Raw genomic sequence first — 19669 nt, forward strand, 5'->3', positions numbered from 1 at the left:
ACCGATGCAGAACTCCGGTTTGAGCGAAAAGACAAAGCAGGTCAAAACGGCTGTTGAGCGCACCAATGTCGGATCGCGCTTTCGCCCGCCACGCATGTTGTTCAACGCGATAGAGCGACCCTACCTGCTGTCGAAGCTTGTGGAAGGACTCGCACGGCAGATCGTCGTTTTGCGCGCCCCGCCGGGTTTCGGTAAGACGGCGCTGATGAAGGCTGCCTACGATCGTATCCTGGCAAGAACGCTTCTTCTTCCGGGCGGATACGAAACGCCTATCTCGCACTGCGCATGGTTGACCCTGTCTTTGCCGCAATCACCGGAGGATTTCGTCGCAGATCTGCGGCGAGCGCTCGATCTTCCCCAGGCGGAGACCCGCAACGGCTTGGCGGACACAATGGAGGCGGTCGGGCACCGCAGCGGTGTTACCATCTTGTTTCTCGATAATGTCGATGAAGTCGGAGGTCAAAACCGTTCTCTGGAAGAGATGGTGCTGTCGGCGCCGGATAATCTTCGTATCGCTCTCGCATCCTCACGCCCCGTGCCGATCCCAATCGCTCGCTTGAAGGCAGGTGGCACCCTGAGCGAGATTAGCGCAGGCGATATGCTCTTTGGGCGCTCGGAGCTTCAACGGTTGCTGGCTCGTTCGCAGCCAACAGCGTCGATTGATCACCTGATGGAGGTGACAAGGGGGTGGCCAGCCCTGGCGCAACTTGGCACCCTTCCTCCGGAAGCAGGGCAAGGGGCAGCGTGTGCTGGGCAGACCGCGGACATGGTCGGGTTCGTTCGTGAAACGATCAGCAGTCAGCTATCGCCTACACTTGGCAATCTTCTTCGGAAAATGGCTAGCTTTGATGAATTTCGACTGGACCTTGCTGCTGATCTCGGCGCCGAACAGGTGCTGCCCGACGACCTCGCAATGATCGAGGCCCTTAACCCGGTTATCGAAAAAAATGCTGGCGGATGGCTCACGCTTCATCCGGTGTTACGTTCCTGTCTCGCTGAAGATATGGTGAGCGCGCCCGCAGACAACGGTCGGGCGCTTCACCGACAGGCCGCAATCTGGTTTGCGACACGGGGCCTTCTGGAGCAGGCGGTCTCTCATGCAGCGCGTAGCGGTGACTTTCGAATGGCAGAGGAAATCATCGATCAAGCTGGCGGTGTCGACATCTTCCTTCGGGCCGGACACAAGGTGTTGGAGCATCTGATCGATAATTTTCCGCCAGAGGTTCTGCATGCTTCTCCGGGACTTGCGGTGTGTTATGCAGTCGTCCTTTCCAAGCGTGGGAACGCCATGGCCGGAAGGGAGCGGTTGGACCTCTTGAAAGAAAAAGACGACTGGTCGGCCGTTGCGCTCGCGGCCGTCAATCGCAACGTCCTGGATCACATCGACAGCCTGATTGATGTGTATGTCGACCGCCGGATGAATGTGGCCCAGGCAAACGGTCTGGAACAGGTTGCGGCAGGGCTGCCACCGCATGCGACGTGGGAACTGGCTTGGATTCATAACCATCTGTGCATCGTCTACACGCGCCTGGGCGACCTTGAGTCTGCACGGCGCACCGCGCTCAAGGCACTTGGCTATTATCGCGAGGAGAAAGCGACCTACGCACAGGTCTTCATGCTGGTCCATCTCGGTCTGGTTGGATCGCTTGCGGGCGAATTTTCTTCCGCACTTCAATTTTGCAGAGAGGCCGAGGCCCTTGTCGAAAGCAAACATTGGAGTGATCGCAATCTTTTGGCCATCACCCGGCTTGCCTGCGCCGATGTGCTTTACCATCAAGGCGAAGTCCAGCTTGTCGAGGCCATGCTCACCGAATGCATGGAACCCTTGGTGCGTGGAGAAAGCTGGGTAGACCTGTATACGCGTCTTTTCTCGCTCCTTGCACGTAGCCGCTTGCACTCCAATGGCTTCGACAGCGCTGTTGCAGCTATCGATAAAGCAGAAGAGATCGCCGTTGAGCGGGCCATGCCCCGTTTGAAGATCGCAGCCGGGATCATGCGGATCGATCTTCTGGTCAGGGCCGGCATGATTGAGTCGGCGAGGCAGGCCAGTGAAAAAGTGGTGGCGATGCGAGCGAAAACCGATTCCAACAACTGGACGTGGAGAGAGGAATATGACTACGAGATCGCTTCATCCAGACTAGCCATCGTCCTTGGGCACAGCCAGACAGCGATGGAGGCGATCGAGACATTGATTGCGAAAAGTTCAAGTCATGGGCAGGGTTATCATCGACTGATTGCCGAAATCATCGCTGTGAGAGCGGCATGGAAAGCCGGGCAACAGGACAAGGCCCTGTCCTATATGCAATCGGCGATCGCTCTTGCCCGTGCCCATCAGGCAACACAGTTCTTCATTGACGAAGGGCAGGACTTTGCCGTTACATTAAGGGCAATTGTGCGTCGTTTCGGGCTGAAAGCGTTCAGTGTCGATGCCGTGGAGTTTATGAGCCGCATCGTCGGTCATGACTTTCAGCGTCAACCCAAAACGATGACCGTCGTTCGGGAAAGGAAGGATAAGGTCCCACCTTCTGCGGGCCTGTTGAGCAACAGGGAAACAAGTGTATTGAAGCTTCTGGTGGATGGTCGCAGCAACAAGGAGATGGCGCGCGCGCTTGATATTTCCGAGGCAACGGTCAAATTTCACTTGAAGAATATCTACACAAAGCTGGGGGTAAGCCGCCGGGGTATGGCCGTGTCACTGAGCAATCAGCTCAATCTTACGAGACAACAATAGCTCAATAGCTCTCGCATCGTCGCTGACGCGCGCGCTCACCGAACTGCAAGGCCATATGAAATCTCATCCCTTACGATCAAAAATCAGAGGATAGGCCCAAAAATGAACTATATTCATGGCTTATCCGTTGAAAGGCTTAGGGGGTGACGGCTACGACTTTTGATAAAATTCATTGTCAACCTCAACCTGGAATTTGTTCGTGTTTTTGGTCTAGATATGGGCGTCATACTGTTCTAGATAAGCGGATATAATGTCGCTTTTTTAGACTTTTGTGTTGGAGCTATTGCTTCTATATGGATATTCTATCCTTTGGATACTGTGATGAGTAGGGATTTCTTGGAGACATTCGGCTTATATGTTATCAACTTGGACCGATCTGCGGACCGGTGGGAGGCGATACGTGTTCAGGCCGAAAAATTGGGTTTGAATGTCCAGCGTGTGAGTGGGATCGACGGCAATAAAATCTGTGCGGATTCAAAAGTGCACGCGGACGAGAGCAAATTTATCGTCAGGAACGGACGCAATATGCTTCCGGGCGAATATGGATGCTACAAAGCTCACCTCTCCGTGCTCGAGACGTTCGTCTTAAGCGCCTATACAAATGCCATCGTGATCGAAGACGATATCGAGCTGACGGAGGATTTTCTGCCTCGGGTGGCTGCCATCCGCAGTGAACTGCCGTCTGCCGAACTCGTAAAACTGCTGAATCATCGGACAAAAGGGTTTCGGGAAGCGGCCGTGACCACTTTCGGCGATAGGGTCGGTCGCTGCCTTCATGGTCCGCAAGGATCAGCGGCTTGTTATCTTGTGACACGCGAGGGCGCCAGAAAGATGCTCAGCGAAGCACAGATGATACGCTATCCTTATGACATTACGCTTGAGCGCGGCTGGAAAACCGGCGTCGAAGTGTATACCGTCAAAAGCAATATTGTGAAATTATCGACACATTCCATCGATAGTCAAATTGCCAATCGCGATCAGTATCGTGCGGTGAAAATACGAGGACTTCGTAAGATGTCGACCCATCTCATCAGAGCGATCGAGTACCTGCGTCGGATCCGGTACGCACTATCGTGATGATTGCCTCCACTTCACCGAGATATCTTGTCGTGACCGCTTTGGTAAGCGCTCTCTGGCTGGTGATGATGTCGGTCACCTTGATCGAGAGCGATGCATACAGATATGCGGCGCTCTGCCTCATCATCGCCTTCGCTTTTTTCGTTCCCGGGCCCAAAAATCTCCTGTTGCGCGATTGGCTTGCAATCTTGTGCATTGTCGCTGGCATCGCTGCCTTGTCGCGGTTTCTTCTGTTGCTGATCGTCACGGGTGAAAAAGGCGCGTCGGAATGGCTGTATGCCTTCCCCCTTCTTTTCCCCATTTTAGGTGTCGCATTCGCCGGAAGCTGGAAAATGGTGAGGGGTATTCTCGCGATTTTCTTTTCTCTCGCACTCGTATTGCTGTTGATATCGACCAAATTTACCGATGCCTTGACGGGCGAGCGTATTTTTCCGCTTTTTCACCACAACCCGATCCATGGTGCCGTTGGTTGTGGATTTCTTGTGATCGGTGCTTTCTACTGGATGTCGCATCAGTACGAAGTGGGTAGCTCCAAGGCTGTGAGATCGTTTGCGACGGTTGTCGGAACCGCTGTTATCGCGCTGGCGCTTTTCAATATCTGGGGATCGAAATCCAAAGGCGTATGGCTTGCTCTGATACCGGTCGTTCTCATGTTGGTGCCAACGACCCTCATGTTTTTGCGAAAAAAAGAAGTCATCGTCACCATGGTCGCTGGCGTTCTCCTTCTGGGCGTAAGCGTTTACAGTGTCCGTGAAAATATTGCGGAGGTTGCCGGTCCTACAGTCGAGTCCGTTGCCACAGTCGCTGCAGAGCTTGATAGCGGCCGGTCGTTCTCAAGTATTTTTAAGGAGGCGATTGAGTCGCCTTCGACGCCGGTTACCTTCGACGAGCGCCTTCAACTCTGGTCGAACGCCTCGGAAGTGATTGCCGTCGCACCGTTTTTTGGAAGTGGCAACCACTGGCTCACTATCTGGCACACGACGCGTTACGCGAGTATACCCTATACGCTGATGCACAATGGATATCTTGAAATACTCATCCGGCACGGGTTTGCAGGACTGGCAATTTACGGATTAATATTCGTGGCAAGCCTATACCGTGTTTTCCGGGCATCACGGTCGGGCGTCATCAGCAAATGCGCGTTTTCCTGTTATCTCGTTTGCGCTGTCTATTTCGCCTTCACGATCCTCAGCAATTCCAACAATCGTTTGGCTATGGGGGAATCCTACGCGCTGCTTTTCAGCGCCGTGTGTTTCGCATGCACGATTCGGATGACATCGACCCCTCAAACAGCTGACGAGGCGTTGCAAGACTGCGCCGCCGCTTCGGCCGCTGACCGTGTTGACCTCAGAAAGCAGACACTGGCGTGATCGAAGACAAATACGTCCAACAGATACTGAATTTGCCGCGCTCAACCAAGCGCGCTCTGGCCGTTATCGTCGATGCATCCTTTTGTGTGCTGACGATTTGGCTTGCCTTCTGCTTTCGCCTCAACGACTGGGTTGCGCTCGAAGGAATTCAGCTGCTGACGATACCCGTGTCGCTCGCGATTGCGCTGCCCATTTTTATCACGATGGGCCTCTACCGCGCCATATTCCGTTTTATGGGATGGGCCGCTTTCATCGCGGTGATAAAGGCCGTGACGATTTATGGTCTGGCGTTCATGGCCATCTTCACCGCAGTCAGCTTTCCGGGAATACCGCGCACCGTCGGCATCTTGCAGCCCCTGTTGCTGCTGATCGCGATCGGGCTTTCGCGCTTTACCACGCGGTATTTCCTCTACGAGGCCTATAATCGTATCCTTCGGCAGAGCACTCGGCGCAACGTCTTGATCTATGGTGCCGGCATAGAAGGTCGGCAGTTCGCAAGCGTCCTCAGTCGCAGTGTCGAGTTCCATCTGTGTGGCTATCTCGATGACGACCGTAACCTTCAGGGCAGCCTGATCGGTGGTGTCAAGGTTTTCAAGCCGGAGCAGATCGTCGACATCTGTGCGCGATTGAATATCCGCACGGTCTTGCTCGCTCTGCCTAAAATCGATCGGACGCGTCGCAACGACATCATCGAAGAACTGCGCGGTGCCCGCGTCGCCGTTCGCACCGTTCCCGATCTCGGTGCGCTTGCCATCGGCAAAGCACAGACTGCAGATATGCAGGAGCTTGATGTCGAGGACCTGTTGGGGCGCGAACCGGTCTTGCCAAACCCGGATTTGCTGGAAAGAAATGTCAAAGGCAAAGTGGTGCTGGTGACGGGAGCGGCAGGCTCCATCGGTAGCGAGCTGTGTCGCGGCCTCATCAAATCCAATCCGTCGATGTTGATCCTTCTCGATCAGAGCGAGTTTGGTCTTTACGCCCTCGAGGCCGAATTGGTGAAGGACGGGGAGGCCAATCCGCAAATTATTCCTCTTCTGGCCGATGTCTGTGATGAGACGCGTATCTCGAAGATTATGCAGACGTGGCAACCTGCGACAGTCTATCATGCTGCCGCCTACAAGCATGTCCCGCTGGTTGAGCAAAACCCGGTCGAAGGCGTCAAAACGAACGTGTTCGGCACGCTGGTCGTAGCAAAAGCCGCCATTGATGCCGGCGCCGAGAACGTCATCCTGGTCAGTACGGACAAGGCGGTGCGGCCAACGAATGTCATGGGTGCGACCAAACGGCTGGCTGAGATGTGTCTCCAGGCTTTGGCGGCTGACGGTTCAAAAACGGTTCTGTCGATGGTTCGTTTCGGCAATGTTTTAGGGTCGTCCGGCTCCGTCGTTCCGCTGTTCAGACAACAGATCCGGGAGGGTGGCCCGATTACTCTCACGCACCCCGAGATCACGCGTTTCTTCATGACCATTTCCGAAGCAACGCAGCTGGTTGTCCAGGCAGGTGCCATGGGCAAGGGCGGAGACGTTTTCGTGCTGGATATGGGCGAGCCGATCAAGATCATTGATCTGGCGCGCCGCATGGTGGAACTGTCTGGCCACACCATTCAGGATGAGCGGTATCCGGGGGGTGACATCAGCATCACCATGACCGGTTTGCGTCCTGGCGAAAAGCTGTTCGAAGAGATGCTCATTGGCGACAATCCGGAACCCACGGAGCATCCGAAAGTCATGCGCGCCCGCGAAAAATTCATTGCCTGGAGCGAGTTCGAGCCGAGGCTCGAGACCCTCCTCACCATCGCTGCAGGTGGTGATGCGGCGGCGATAAAGCTGTGCCTGTCCGAACTTGTCGAGGACTACAAACCTCTGGACCGCATTGTTGATCACGTCTTTGTCCGGGACGGACAAAGAGTTGACTGCGTCACCCAGCCCTTCAAATAATCGAACCCTGAGGAGATCACGATGTTTCTCGTGACCGGCGCGACAGGTTTTGTCGGGACATCTGTGGTAAATACACTTCGTCAACGTGACCTTCCATTTCGTGCTGCGTCCCGATCGGCCCGTGAGGATTTTATCGGGGTTGGAGATATAGACTCGTCTACGGATTGGCAGGCCGCACTTTCAGGCGTTGATACGGTCATCCACCTGGCGGCTCACAATCAGGACATCATGGCCGGTGATCAGGGTTCTGACGAAAAAATGCGCTCAGTCAATGTTGACGGCACAGCCCGGCTCGCCCAGCAATCGGTGGCTTGCGGTGTGAGGCGATTTGTCTTCGTCAGCACGATCAAGGTGAACGGCGAACGCTCTGAGCTGAGACGTCCCTTCACCGCGCATGATGTTCCAGCGCCTGAAACCGATTACGGCATATCGAAACGGGACGCGGAAAACCGCCTCAAAGCAATCGCTGATGCCTCCGGCATGGAGCTTGTCATCATTCGCCCCCCTCTGGTTTATGGTCGCGGTGCCAAGGGAAGCTTCAACGCGCTGGTTAAGCTCGTCAAAAGCGGCCTTCCGCTTCCGTTACGATCCGTGCACAATCGCCGGTCCGTTATCCACGTAGACAATTTGGCCGACCTGATTATCACGGCAGCGATGAGTCCGTCAGCGCGCGGGCACATTCTGATGGCAGCAGATGGCGCGGCACTGTCCACCGCAGATTTCATCCGCAAAATCGCTGCGGCAAGCGGACGCCGTGCAGTATTGGTGCCGGTACCTGCTTCGTTATTGCAGACCATCGGGCGTGTAGCAGGCAAGGCAGATATGGTAGCACGGCTCATTGATAGCCTGGAGGCCGACATCGCTGAAACCGAAAACAGTCTTGGTTGGAAGCCACCATTTTCAACCGATGAGGGGCTACGGCGGTCGGTGTGATGTGCTAGATCGACTGAAGTATTAGAGTGTTTCCATACCAAAGGCGGGCGAATTGGCCGATCGCGTGAACAGTGTCACAAAACGAGTCTTCGATATCATCGCCTCGGCAGGGGGGCTGATCGTCTTTTCGCCGCTGTTTCTCGTTCTCGTCATTCTCATTCGCCGCGATTCTCCCGGCGGTGCATTGTTTCTGCAGCAGCGCGTCGGGCGCCATGAGCGCATCTTCACATGCATAAAATTCCGCACGATGGCAGCGGGAACCCCGAATGTCGGCTCTCATAATGCGCAACAATCCTGGATAACACCACTCGGCAAAAAAATACGCTCCGTAAAACTGGACGAATTGCCACAACTGATCAACGTCCTGAAAGGCGACATGAGCCTCGTGGGGCCGAGGCCGTGTCTTCCGAACCAGTCTGAAGTTATTGCTGCACGCAGAGAACGTAACATCTTTTCGGTGAGGCCAGGTGTGACGGGGCTCGCTCAGGTGCAAGGAGTGGACATGTCGACTCCAGAGCTGTTAGCTGCAATCGATGCATCTTATATCAACAGTACAAGTTTTTCTCGAGACTTGAGGCTCATCGTCGCCACTGCATTCAGTGGAGGAAGGGGTGACGCTGCGGCCAAATAACAAAGACATAAGAAAGACCCTGGAAAAGGAGAGTAACCGGATTTTTTGAAAATCAGACCGCCCGGGTTTCCATCCATGGAAAAAATTCCTAACTACGCACTTTCCATTGGACATTAAAACAAGGAGTGTCCGCATACCTGTATTCAGCGCTGATCAGTTGCGGGTCCGGATATCTCTTCTGTCGTAGTCAATCGCGGAGTGTCCAACGGTTGTATTGAGATCTGATGGACCGATTAGATTGACGGTAATATCGCGCTCGTGTAAGAGCGATCTTAAGTAAATATGAGGCGAGTTTGGCTTGCTTTTCTTCAAATTATTCTGCGGGAAGAGTAGCCGATGACAATAGTCGTGACTGGCGGGGCGGGTTTCATTGGCAGCAATTTCGTGCTGGAGTGGCTGCGGAATTGCGATGAGACAGTCATAAATATCGATAAACTTACCTACGCGGGGAACCTTGAGAATCTAGTTTCCTTGAAAGGCGACCCCAGGCATATTTTTGCCAGGGTGGATATCGCAGATAACGCGCAAGTTTCTCAGTTACTTTCTGAACATAACCCAAGAGCGATCTTTAACTTCGCTGCTGAATCCCACGTGGATCGGTCCATTCATGGACCCGAGGATTTCATTGATACGAACGTGGTTGGCACCTTTCGGTTACTGGAAGCGATCCGTGCGTATTGGGGCGCTTTGCTAGAGCCGCAAAAAAGCTCTTTTCGGTTTCTTCATGTATCGACTGATGAGGTGTATGGTTCATTGGATCGAGAAGCTCCTCCGTTTCATGAGATGAGCCGCTACGAACCCAATAGTCCATACTCCGCGAGCAAGGCCGCTTCAGACCACCTCGTCAGGGCATATCATCACACCTACGGGCTGCCCGTACTGACGACAAACTGCTCCAACAACTATGGACCCTATCACTTCCCGGAGAAGCTTATTCCGCTGTGCATTCACAATGCGTTGGCGGGCAAACCCTTGCCGATTTATGGTGATGGTCAGCAGATCAGGGACTGGTTATACGTAGAGGACCATTGCTCAGCCATCCGGCGAGTTGTTGAGGGAGGCGTGGTCGGCAACACCTACAATATTGGCGGCTGGAATGAGAAGGCAAACCTCGCTGTGGTCAAAACATTATGCGAAGTGTTGGATGAGCTAAGGCCGCGTGATGATGGATTATCTTACGCCGAACAAATTATTTTCGTCAAGGATCGTCCAGGTCATGACCGGCGCTATGCAATTGATGCAGGCAAGATAGAAAGTGAGCTGGGCTGGCGGCCAGCGGAAACGTTCGAGACCGGACTACGCAAAACTGTCAGATGGTTCTTGGATAATCAGGTTTGGGTCGAGAATGTGACCAGTGGGGCTTACCTCTCTTGGGTCGAAAAGCAATACGATGACGGGGTGAGTGAGTGACGCGTAAGGGAATTATTCTCGCTGGAGGCTCTGGAACGAGGCTATACCCCATTACCGAGGGGATTTCGAAGCAGTTGCTTCCAGTCTACGACAAGCCGATGATTTACTATCCTTTGTCGGTTTTGATGTTGGCGGGCATTCGGGATATCCTGATCATCACAACGCCTGATGACCAACCCGCATTCCAGCGATTGTTGAAGGACGGTAGCCAGTTTGGCATAAATTTAAATTACGCTGTGCAACCAAGCCCGGACGGACTAGCGCAGGCATTTCTCATAGGCGAGTCCTTCATCGGCGGTAACGACGTTTGCCTCGCACTCGGTGATAACATTTTTTATGGTCAGGGCTTTAGTCCCCTTTTGCAAAGTGCCGCTGCAGTCACGCGTGGTGCGACCGTCTTTGGTTATCCTGTCAAAGATCCTGAGCGTTTTGGAGTGGTCGAGTTCGACGCCGACATGCGTGCAATCTCAATTGAAGAAAAACCGGTAAATCCAAAAAGTCACTATGCTGTGACCGGACTTTACTTCTACGACAATGACGTCGTGGAAATTGCAAAGTCAGTAAAGCCTTCTCCACGCGGTGAGTTGGAGATTACGAGCGTCAATCAACATTACATGACGAACGGCTCTCTCAACGTTCAGGTGCTCGGTCGAGGCTTTGCATGGCTGGACACGGGTACATTTGAAAGCCTTCTAGAAGCGTCTCAGTTTGTAGAAATCATTGAAAAGCGGCAAGGGTATAAGATTGCCTGTTTGGAAGAAATCTCGCTCAGAAATGGTTGGATGAGTGTCGATGCTCTGGCGGCCCGTGCTCATGCTTTGCGCAAGAACAGCTATGGTCAATACCTTGGTGAAATAGCACGACAGGTTGCGGGCGAGTAATTGATGCAGGATTTCTTATGATTATCGGGCGCGGGCTTGTCGCCTCGGCGTTCGTTCCATACTTCGACTCTGATCAAGACGTGATTGTGTTCGCCGCCGGTGTTTCAAATTCGGGTGAGACGCGAGGAGAGGAGTTTCTCAGAGAAGAGAAGATGCTGAGAGGTTACCTTGAAGCAGCAGGGCAGCTTCTATACTTTGGTAGCTGCAGCGTTTTTGATCCAGAAATGGCGAATACGCAATACGTTCGCCACAAGCTCGAGATGGAAGCTTTGGTTGGAAGTTACACAGGCAATGCCATATTTCGCTTACCTCAGGTGGTGGGCACGTCGTCTAACTCTAACCTTCTCACGAATTTTTTGTGCCAAAAAATTGAGAATGGTGAGCGTTTCAATGTATGGAAAAATGCACGCCGTAACTTGATCGATGTCGATGATATTGCTGCTATCGTTACGCACATGATCCGCAAGGGTGACCCAAAAGAGGGCGTTTATAACATCGCCAGTCCGTTTTCTGTTTCGATACTGAATATAGTCGAGGTATTCGAGAAGGTTTTAGGCAAAAAGGCGGTGTACTCGTTGATCGATGCAGGAAGTGGGTATGACATTGACGTTCCCGATGTTAAGCGTGCGGCGTCTGACCTAAACATTTCGTTTGACGAAGACTATATCGAGAGGACGGTAAGGAAATATTATGGAAGGTGAATCCGCCCTGAAACTTTCAGTTGTTATCCCTGCCTATGGCAGCGAGCTCACTCTTCCTGAGCTGGTGCGGCAATTAGAAGTGGTGTTGAGCGATGCGCCGAATGTGTTGGGTAGCTACGAGATCATTTTGGTCTGCGATCACTCCCCTGATGGTACCTGGGAGGTAATCAAGCAACTGGCAGCGACCCGTTCAAAAGTCTCAGGTGTCTTGCTTCGAATGAATGCTGGTCAGCATAACGCTCTGATGGCCGGTTTCACGCGTGCATCCGGAGCAGTCGTGGTCACGATGGACGATGATCTCCAGCACTCGCCAGACGATATACCGAGGCTGGTTGAGAAAGTGGATGAAGGGTATGACGTAGTTTATGGTCGATTTACGAACCGTAGCCATGCTGCCTGGAAAGTTATTGGAAGCAAGTTCAACAACACGATCGCGGCCTATCTTATGAAAAAGCCTATGGATTTGTATCTTTCGCCATTTCGCGCTTTTAGCTCGGTAATTTGCAAAGATATTCTAAGCTATTCGGGGCCTTACGTGTATGTCGATGGCCTGATTTTGACGTTCACTAGGAATATCGCCTCGGTCGAGGTCAATCATTTTCAAAGGTTCGCAGGCGATAGCCGATATGGCCTGAAGAAGTCTATTTCTTTGTGGCTGAAAATGGCAACCAGCTTCTCACTTGTGCCCTTAAGGCTGACTTCTTTGCTAGGGATCATTGTCTCCGGCTTCGGTTTTCTCTGTGCGTTTTTACTCATCGTGCAGAAGTTGACGATCGACGTGATGCCTGTTGGCTGGGCGTCCTTGATTGTTGCGGTTCTTGTGATTGGCGGTGTGCAGTTGCTTGCCCTCGGCGTCATTGGCGAATATCTGGGCCGAGTGCTTCTCACAATCAACTCCCGGCCGCAGTATGTGATAAAAGAAATATGTGGCTCATCAATCAGAAAAAATAGCGGTTAACTGTCGGCCGGGTCAACTTATAATAGTCCTTTCTTCATTACGACTTGTTAAAGACGTAAAAGCGAGCACCTAAGTATCCACAAATTGTATATGCAACAACACCAATTAACTGGGCTATATAACTGTTTACTGAGATTGCGTCGCGAGAAAATGTCATCACGCTAATGTTTACTCCATAGGAAATAACCACTACCCCAAAATACCTTAGGCCAGTCTTTCTGGAAGGTCTTTCACTAAACGTCCATATACTGTTTGCTATATAACTTATTATAAAACCCACAGAATACCCAATGAAATTGGCTAAAATGTCTCCCACGCCAAGATACATGAAGAAATATATCAACGAGAGGCCAACTGAAGTATTTAGCAACCCGACCGATAAATAACGAAATAATTCTTTACGCAACTGACTAAACCTTTTGAGCTACAACGGAATATTGAGCTCCTAACGGTAACCATTCCATATATTTCTCCGCGGAACGAAAAGATGCAAATCCGCGTGGAAAAAAGATTCTATAGTTATGCTTTATTGCGCTGAAGCAAACGTTCTTGAAAATTTTACGAAGGTGATAAGGAGTCATTAATCGGGCGTTCTCATCGAACTCACAATTATTTACAGCCCTCACGGTTAAGGGGTTCCAAGGGTTGTGTTCAAATATTGCAACGATACCACCCGGCCTCAGTATTCGAAAAATTTCACTCAACCAGTGGCTATGCTCTTCCCATGGTATATGATGGAAAACACATGCTGCGAACGCGAGGTCGAAAGTGTTGTCCGGAAAGTCAATAACTTTGTCCAGGAGGGAGTATCTCACATTTTCGCCATATAGAGAACGTGCGATTTCCAAACTTTTTGTTGAAACGTCAGCACCGACAATCTCTGCGCCAGGGAAATAGTGTAAAAAATATGGACTTGATGTACCAACCCCGCAGCCAAAGTCAAGGACGCGGTTTACCGACACTGAGCGTCTCTGTGCATGGTCAACAAGGTCCGCAATTTTATATTCTGCGAAAAATTCAGGTGTCTCTCCCGAGGCTGTTATCACACCGGCGTGTAGTTTGCGGTACTCGTCCGCGAAGCGATCAAATTCACTCTGTTCCAACGGTATCACTCCCTGGTCTTGGTTATTTTGAGATGTGAAAAAAGAAGGTAGTTTTGTTCTCCTGATGGAGGAACACTCGCATCATACTCTATGACAATGCACGGATCCTCAGGTGAAATATCGTGACGAATCGAAACGGTTTGAAATTGGTCAGGACGGAACTTCGTTTCCATAAGTCGGATACCCGTTGATGTAGAAAGCAACACATTTGCCTCTAGGGGGCTCTTGGCCTCCATCTCTAACAGATAGTTGCCGGACTTATAGAGGCACACCTGCGCCTTCCGCGTCGACATCCAAGCTACTCGAGGTAACTGCCACTGTGGGTACGGCCCTTCCTCTTGAGCAAAACCGTGCATTGTACCAGGGAAATTGATATTGAACACAGAGTCTTGTTTTTCGTAAGTTCTTTCTAGGACGATATAGCGACTACCAGGGGTGGGAGGCGCTAGGGGACGAAACTCTGTGTCTTGCATAAGAATTTGCGCCAGACTGGCTTGGATTTGGCCGCTAGGAAAGTTTTTATTGTATTCGGCTTCTATTCTATAGGGTAGGACAACAAAGTCAGCTTGTCGTGCCAAATCCAAATATTCGGAAATATCATTGGACAAGTAGACATCTCTTCCATTGATGAAGAATCCAGCCTTACGCGCCTCCCATTTGATTGTCGGGAGGCTGACCGGGCCGGCGACTGGGACGAAAACGCTCGCTGGCTTCTTATGAATGTCGGATGCACGACCGGCCTGTGCAAGCGTTCGAATAATCTGGTCAACAATTACTTTGTTCTCGCTAACCGTTTTCAGGCTGTCCTGTCCCGTATCAATAAAAAGGTACCTATGGTTTTGGGCGGTGGTAAAGAAAATTATGAAAGCAAAAGTAGATAAGAGCCCGAATCTACCGATCCGAGATGTTTTCTCACTGACAGAGGCAATGGCGTATATCGATGATAACATAATGAGCATATGGAATGTAGCGAAGAAAAACTGGCTTTTATGTCTCCCAAATACCATTACGCCGAACGAACTTAGCGCTACGATCAAAAGCAAGGATACTATTATAAGTTCGCGGTATTTTTTATAATAGTAAAGCACTGGCAGAAGCATAAGACTTATTAAACCAGCGGCCGGTACCTGCATGCCGCCATTATTCAAATATCCGCCAAATACATATGACGAAATAACTTCCGTCATTGATGTCCCGTCTGAAAATGACCAAATGGCGGAGTTTTCTCCCTGAGTATTTGTCCAAAAATACTCAAAAACTTCGCGACCAGCCAAAACATAATATGGGCTAGCGATTATTATCCCAATGGAAATATACTTCACTGCGAGGAGAGGGTTTTTTTCCGGTTCAGTATGTCCTTTTTTCTGAATTATTTTTGAAATTATTGCGAGAATTAAGAGGCCTGTGGCGACTGCTATGGTGTGAGCGAAGAATGTAGGTTTTATCAAAAGAGCAAGGGCTAGAGCTAAGCCCCCCCAGAGGAAGTCTCGCTCGCGTCCAAAAAAAATGCCCTTCAGTGTCCACCAAACCAAACCTGTTGTGGCTAAACCGAGAACAAAGTCGGGACGAAAATTATCGACTATCGAGTAAGAGATTGTGGAGAACATTATAAAAATAAAAATCAATGAGAATGTTAAGTTGTCACTATTTCTAAAGTTGTAATGCAAAAATATGAATATTGCTAATATAATTGAAAAATTAAATACATAAAAACCAAAATCGTTTATTCCAAACAGAAGTAAGGAAACCATAGCTGCTAACTCTGAATATACGCTGTGCGGATAAGGATTGGTCCAACTCATTAGAAAATCGTATAGGCCAGATCTGATAAGTGTATCCAAGCGTTCTACAGCGCTCAAAGCATAAGATATATCATCCCAAGTCATATCGTGGCTTAGATGGCCAATACTATAGCTGATATTTAAATAGAAAAGACAGATTATTATTGTTGCCACAAATCCAAAATAAAAGCGTGTTCTCAGCGGCATTTGTAGACCTTTTCGGGCGGTGTCGGAATCCTTAAATTCTTGGCTTCCGTCGTCTCCACGGCCATTATATTGATTTGGGTGGCGTTCCAAGCTTTTTCTGTATTAAACCTGGCTTGTCTACCGACGGGAGCATTTCAAAAGCAGAGTCATAGCCTCAACGACTTCCACCAAACCGCATAAGGTTGTGCGATCCACCATTTGATCGGCACACTTCCGTTGTGGCGGCGCACTAGGTCTATCGCTTCGCGGTAGTGTAGGCGGCGCTGGGTCTTTGTCTTCGTGTCATCATGATCACGATTGACTGCAACGAAATCATCGATAAATCGCGGAGCGCCTATCGTCTTGTAGAGGCGCCACCAGAGGTCGTAGTCCATGGTCATTTGGAGGGTGGGATCCACGCCACCGACGCTTTCCCATGCGACTCGGCGGACTAGCGTCGCCGGCTGGGAAATGATGCAGCGCAAGGCGAGTCTGTGCTCCGTAAAAGGCTCAACCCAAACGGGTCGGCGGACGCCTGTGTTTTCGTGGTGGTTCCAGCAGCGGCCATAGACCATGGGCGCGTCCGGGTAGGTCTCGGCGGCCTTAATCAGACGCCTCAAGGCGCCAGGTAGAAACCAATCGTCACTGTTTAGCCAGCAGACATATCTTGCTCGACCCTTAGCGATCCCCTCGTTAATCGCAGCGGCCTGTCCGTCGTCCTTCTGGCTCCGATAGCCGGCGAGGCGATCCCGCCAGCGCTCGATTACATCAAGCGAATTGTCACTAGAGCCGCCGTCCAGAACGAATACCTCGACCGGGATATCTTGCTCGAAAACGGATGTAAGAGCCTGATCAAGGAAGCGCCCCTGATTGAAGGATGGGACTACGACGGTAACAACCGGATCTGCCAGATCAGCCTCCGGCATGTTTTGACAGGAAGTCAGCATAGGCTAGAGCGATACCTTCGCGCAGGCCGATCTTTGCCTTCCAGCCCAGTTGCTGCAAGCGGCCCACATCAAGCAGCTTGCGTGGCGTGCCATCAGGTTTGGAGGCGTCAAAGACGATCTCTCCTCCGAAGCCGACGACGTCCATGACCGTTTCCGCAAGCTCACGGATGGTGACGTCCGTTCCTGTCCCGACGTTGAAAAGCCCATCTGTGATCGCATTCTGCTCCATCAGGAACAGACAGCCGTTCGCCATGTCGTCCACATAGAGAAACTCGCGCATCGGTCGACCGGAGCCCCATACCGTATAGGTACTATCGTTGCGAAGTTTGGCCTCGTGGGCTTTGCGGATCAGCGCAGGGAGGACGTGGCTGTTGGCGAGGTCGTAGTTGTCGTTCGGCCCATACAGGTTGGTCGGCATCGCCGAGACATACTGCGTCCCATACTGGCGGTTAAAGCTCTCACAAAGTTTCACACCGGCAATCTTCGCGATCGCATAGGGCTCGTTGGTCTGTTCCAGGGTGCCCGTCAACAAATAGTCCTCGCGGATCGGCTGTGGGCAATCGCGGGGGTAGATACAACTGGAGCCGAGGAACAACATGCGCTTGACACCAGCCTGCCAAGCACCATGCACCACATTGGCTTCAATCATCAAATTTTGGTAGATGAAATCCGCGCGATACGTGTTGTTGGCATAGATACCACCCACTTTCGCGGCTGCCATGAAGATGTAGTCCGGCTTCTCTTGAATCAGGAACTCGTTGACCTGCTGTTGTTGAGTCAAATCGAGTTCGCTACTGGTGCGAGTCACCAGATTGTCATAGCCGGCAGCATCGAGCTGCCGGACAATAGCCGAACCTACCATCCCACGATGACCGGCAATGTAGATCTTGGCGTCCTTGCGCATGGCTTACTCGTTGTAGTTGAATGTGTTGTAGCCGTGCTTTTTGACGACTTCATCTCGTTGAGCCGACTTCAGGTCTTCACGCATCATTTCAGACACGAGTTCATTGAAGGTGATTTTTGGCGTCCAGCCAAGCTTCTCGCGCGCCTTGCTGGCGTCGCCCAAGAGGGTCTCGACTTCGGCCGGGCGGAAATAGCGCGGGTCCACCGAAACGATGCAGCGGCCATTTGCGTCGTACCCCTTCTCATCTACGCCGGTCCCGCGCCAGTCGATCTTCATGTCGATTTCGCCGGCCGCAGTGTTGACGAAATCACGCACGCTGTATTGCACGCCGGTTGCAATCACGAAATCTTCTGGCACTTCCTGTTGCAGCATCATCCACTGCATCTCAACGTAATCCTTGGCGTGACCCCAGTCACGTAGGGAATCCATATTGCCAAGGTAGAGGCAATCCTGCAGGCCGAGCTTGATGCGCGCCAGCGCCCGGGTGATCTTGCGGGTCACGAACGTCTCGCCGCGCACCGGGCTCTCGTGGTTGAAGAGAATACCGTTGCATGCATATATGCCATACGCTTCTCGGTAGTTGACGGTGATCCAGTAGGCGTAGAGCTTGGCTACAGCATAGGGAGAGCGCGGATAAAAAGGCGTCGTCTCGCGCTGCGGGGTCTCCTGAACGAGGCCGTAAAGCTCGGAGGTGCTCGCTTGGTAGAACTTCGACTTCTTCTCCAGCCCGAGGATACGGATTGCCTCAAGAATGCGAAGCGCGCCTATGCCATCTGAGTTCGCCGTGTATTCAGGCTCTTCGAATGAAACGGCAACATGCGATTGGGCAGCCAGATTGTAGATTTCGTCTGGTTGAACTTGCTGAATGATACGAATCAGGCTGGACGAATCTGTCAGATCCCCGTGGTGAAGAATGAACTTGCGCTCGCCATCATGCGGATCCACGTAGAGATGATCGATACGGTCGGTGTTAAACAGCGATGTGCGGCGCTTGATGCCATGTACCTCATATCCTTTCGCAAGCAGAAGCTCTGCCAAATATGAGCCATCCTGGCCGGTCACACCGGTAATAAGAGCTTTTTTCACGTTCCCTCGCAGCTATAATAGTTTTTCTAAACGGGTCAGTTGGGCTTGAACCATCCGCCTAACCATTTCTTTGAAGCTCACCGTCGGTGACCATCCGAGTAATTCTTTCGCCTTGGCGGGGTTCGCCAAAATTTGGCCTGGCTCCAGCGGCCGTACCAAGGCAGGATCGCTGAATACACATTTTTTCCAATCGCATCCAACCGTTTGATAGGCAATTTCACATAATTCCGTCAGCGTGTGCAGCTTTCCAGTGCCAATGACGAAATCTGTCGGCTCTTGCTGCTGTAGGATCATCCACATGGCGTGAACGAAGTCCGGCGCATATCCCCAATCTCTGGCGGTGTCTAAGTTGCCAAGGGCGAGCCGCCCGCCCTCAACGATGGGTCGCCCCCTCTCGTTCATGTCGGGTGAGTCGACTATTCCGAGTGCCGCACAGGCTGCACCATAGGCGACTTTCTGCGTCAAAAAATGCAGTGCCCGTCGCTCGCTCTCGTGATTGAAGAGGATGCCGCTTGTGATGTATAGACTATAGCTGTCTCTGTAAATCGCAGCCATGTGGTGTGCATATACTTTGGCGGCGGCATAGGGATTAACGGGATGAAAAGATGTCTCCTCATCCTGTCTTGTCGAACGTGATTGGCCAAACATCTCCGATGAAGACGCGTGGTAGACACGAGTATCCGGCCGATGATTGCGCACCGCCTCAAACAGCTTTATGGCCGCAAGGCCATTTACCTCCAATGTCTCAGGCGCCCGGGCCCAGGATTCACCCGGGCGAGACTGCGAGGCAAGATTATAGATCTCGTCTGGCTTCGCTTCGTTGAGAACACTGGCCAGTTCAATATCCTGGATCAGGTCCCCGAAAAGAATGTTTACTCGGCCAGCCAAATGGCTTGCGCAATTCGGTTGAGACCAACTCGCAGCCCGCGCCAACCCAAAGACTTCATAACCCTTATCAAGAAGGAGTTCTGCAAGGTAGGAGCCGTCTTGTCCCGTTATGCCGGTGATCAGCGCTCGTTTCATAGGCCCTCTC

17 protein-coding genes are annotated in these 19669 nt (G+C 51.7%); 10 read left to right on the forward strand and 7 right to left on the reverse strand.

Going from position 1 to position 19669, the window contains the following annotated elements; genetic code table 11:
• Window positions 1-4: 4 nt before the first annotated feature.
• The 10 genes from RMR21_RS21875 (at window position 5) to RMR21_RS21920 (ending at window position 12629) form a co-directional block, all read left to right on the forward strand.
• A complete protein-coding gene (locus tag RMR21_RS21875) occupies window positions 5-2731 on the forward strand; it encodes a LuxR C-terminal-related transcriptional regulator (RefSeq protein WP_498671508.1) in 2727 nt (908 codons plus the stop codon).
• Between the two features lie 321 nt (window positions 2732-3052).
• Complete coding sequence (locus tag RMR21_RS21880) at window positions 3053-3808, forward strand: glycosyltransferase family 25 protein (RefSeq protein ID WP_498671509.1); 756 nt, start codon at window positions 3053-3055, stop codon at window positions 3806-3808.
• A 32-nt stretch (window positions 3809-3840) separates the two neighbouring features.
• On the forward strand, window positions 3841-5178 hold the full coding sequence (locus RMR21_RS21885) for an O-antigen ligase family protein (protein ID WP_498671510.1): 1338 nt from the start codon (window positions 3841-3843) through the stop codon (window positions 5176-5178).
• Window positions 5175-7115: a polysaccharide biosynthesis protein gene (locus RMR21_RS21890; RefSeq protein ID WP_498671511.1), complete on the forward strand. Its 1941-nt coding sequence runs from the start codon at window positions 5175-5177 to the stop codon at window positions 7113-7115. The genes RMR21_RS21885 and RMR21_RS21890 overlap by 4 nt, the downstream gene beginning before the upstream one ends.
• A 21-nt stretch (window positions 7116-7136) precedes the next feature.
• Window positions 7137-8048, forward strand: a complete 912-nt coding sequence (locus RMR21_RS21895) for an NAD-dependent epimerase/dehydratase family protein (protein ID WP_498671512.1) — start codon at window positions 7137-7139, stop codon at window positions 8046-8048.
• 52 nt (window positions 8049-8100) lie between these two features.
• Window positions 8101-8679, forward strand: coding sequence for a sugar transferase (locus tag RMR21_RS21900; RefSeq protein ID WP_498671513.1), 579 nt, complete (start codon window positions 8101-8103; stop codon window positions 8677-8679).
• A gap of 336 nt (window positions 8680-9015) precedes the next feature.
• Complete coding sequence (gene rfbB, locus RMR21_RS21905) at window positions 9016-10089, forward strand: dTDP-glucose 4,6-dehydratase (RefSeq protein ID WP_498671514.1); 1074 nt, start codon at window positions 9016-9018, stop codon at window positions 10087-10089.
• Entirely contained in the window at window positions 10086-10970 is an 885-nt protein-coding gene (rfbA, locus tag RMR21_RS21910) for a glucose-1-phosphate thymidylyltransferase RfbA (protein WP_498671515.1), read from the forward strand. Before rfbB ends, rfbA begins: the two co-directional genes overlap by 4 nt.
• A gap of 17 nt (window positions 10971-10987) precedes the next feature.
• Window positions 10988-11671 carry an NAD-dependent epimerase/dehydratase family protein gene (locus RMR21_RS21915; protein ID WP_498671516.1) on the forward strand — a complete coding sequence of 228 codons (684 nt, stop codon included), beginning with the start codon at window positions 10988-10990 and terminating at the stop codon, window positions 11669-11671.
• Window positions 11661-12629, forward strand: coding sequence for a glycosyltransferase family 2 protein (locus RMR21_RS21920; protein ID WP_498671517.1), 969 nt, complete (start codon window positions 11661-11663; stop codon window positions 12627-12629). The genes RMR21_RS21915 and RMR21_RS21920 overlap by 11 nt, the downstream gene beginning before the upstream one ends.
• Before the next feature lie 37 nt (window positions 12630-12666).
• Here RMR21_RS21920 and RMR21_RS21925 read toward each other — a convergent pair whose 3' ends face one another.
• The 7 genes from RMR21_RS21925 to RMR21_RS21955 are packed head-to-tail and all read right to left on the reverse strand — an operon-like array spanning window position 12667 to window position 19659.
• The gene (locus RMR21_RS21925; protein WP_498671518.1) at window positions 12667-13035 is read right to left on the reverse strand and encodes a GtrA family protein; all 369 of its coding nucleotides are present in this window, start codon (window positions 13033-13035) and stop codon (window positions 12667-12669) included.
• A gap of 4 nt (window positions 13036-13039) precedes the next feature.
• Window positions 13040-13732 carry a class I SAM-dependent methyltransferase gene (locus RMR21_RS21930; protein ID WP_498671519.1) on the reverse strand — a complete coding sequence of 231 codons (693 nt, stop codon included), beginning with the start codon at window positions 13730-13732 and terminating at the stop codon, window positions 13040-13042.
• A gap of 5 nt (window positions 13733-13737) precedes the next feature.
• Window positions 13738-15810 (reverse strand): hypothetical protein, encoded by a 2073-nt coding sequence (locus RMR21_RS21935; RefSeq protein ID WP_498671520.1) that lies wholly within the window; start codon window positions 15808-15810, stop codon window positions 13738-13740.
• Between the two features lie 56 nt (window positions 15811-15866).
• Window positions 15867-16646 (reverse strand): glycosyltransferase family 2 protein, encoded by a 780-nt coding sequence (locus RMR21_RS21940; protein ID WP_498671521.1) that lies wholly within the window; start codon window positions 16644-16646, stop codon window positions 15867-15869.
• Window positions 16612-17550, reverse strand: a complete 939-nt coding sequence (locus RMR21_RS21945; protein WP_498671522.1) for a GDP-L-fucose synthase family protein — start codon at window positions 17548-17550, stop codon at window positions 16612-16614. The genes RMR21_RS21940 and RMR21_RS21945 overlap by 35 nt, the downstream gene beginning before the upstream one ends.
• A gap of 3 nt (window positions 17551-17553) precedes the next feature.
• Complete coding sequence (gene gmd / locus RMR21_RS21950; RefSeq protein ID WP_498671523.1) at window positions 17554-18636, reverse strand: GDP-mannose 4,6-dehydratase; 1083 nt, start codon at window positions 18634-18636, stop codon at window positions 17554-17556.
• A 12-nt stretch (window positions 18637-18648) separates the two neighbouring features.
• A complete protein-coding gene (locus RMR21_RS21955) occupies window positions 18649-19659 on the reverse strand; it encodes a GDP-mannose 4,6-dehydratase (RefSeq protein ID WP_498671524.1) in 1011 nt (336 codons plus the stop codon).
• Window positions 19660-19669: the final 10 nt, after the last annotated feature.

This window comes from Agrobacterium sp. rho-8.1 (genome assembly GCF_033957725.1).
Classification (GTDB): domain Bacteria; phylum Pseudomonadota; class Alphaproteobacteria; order Rhizobiales; family Rhizobiaceae; genus Agrobacterium.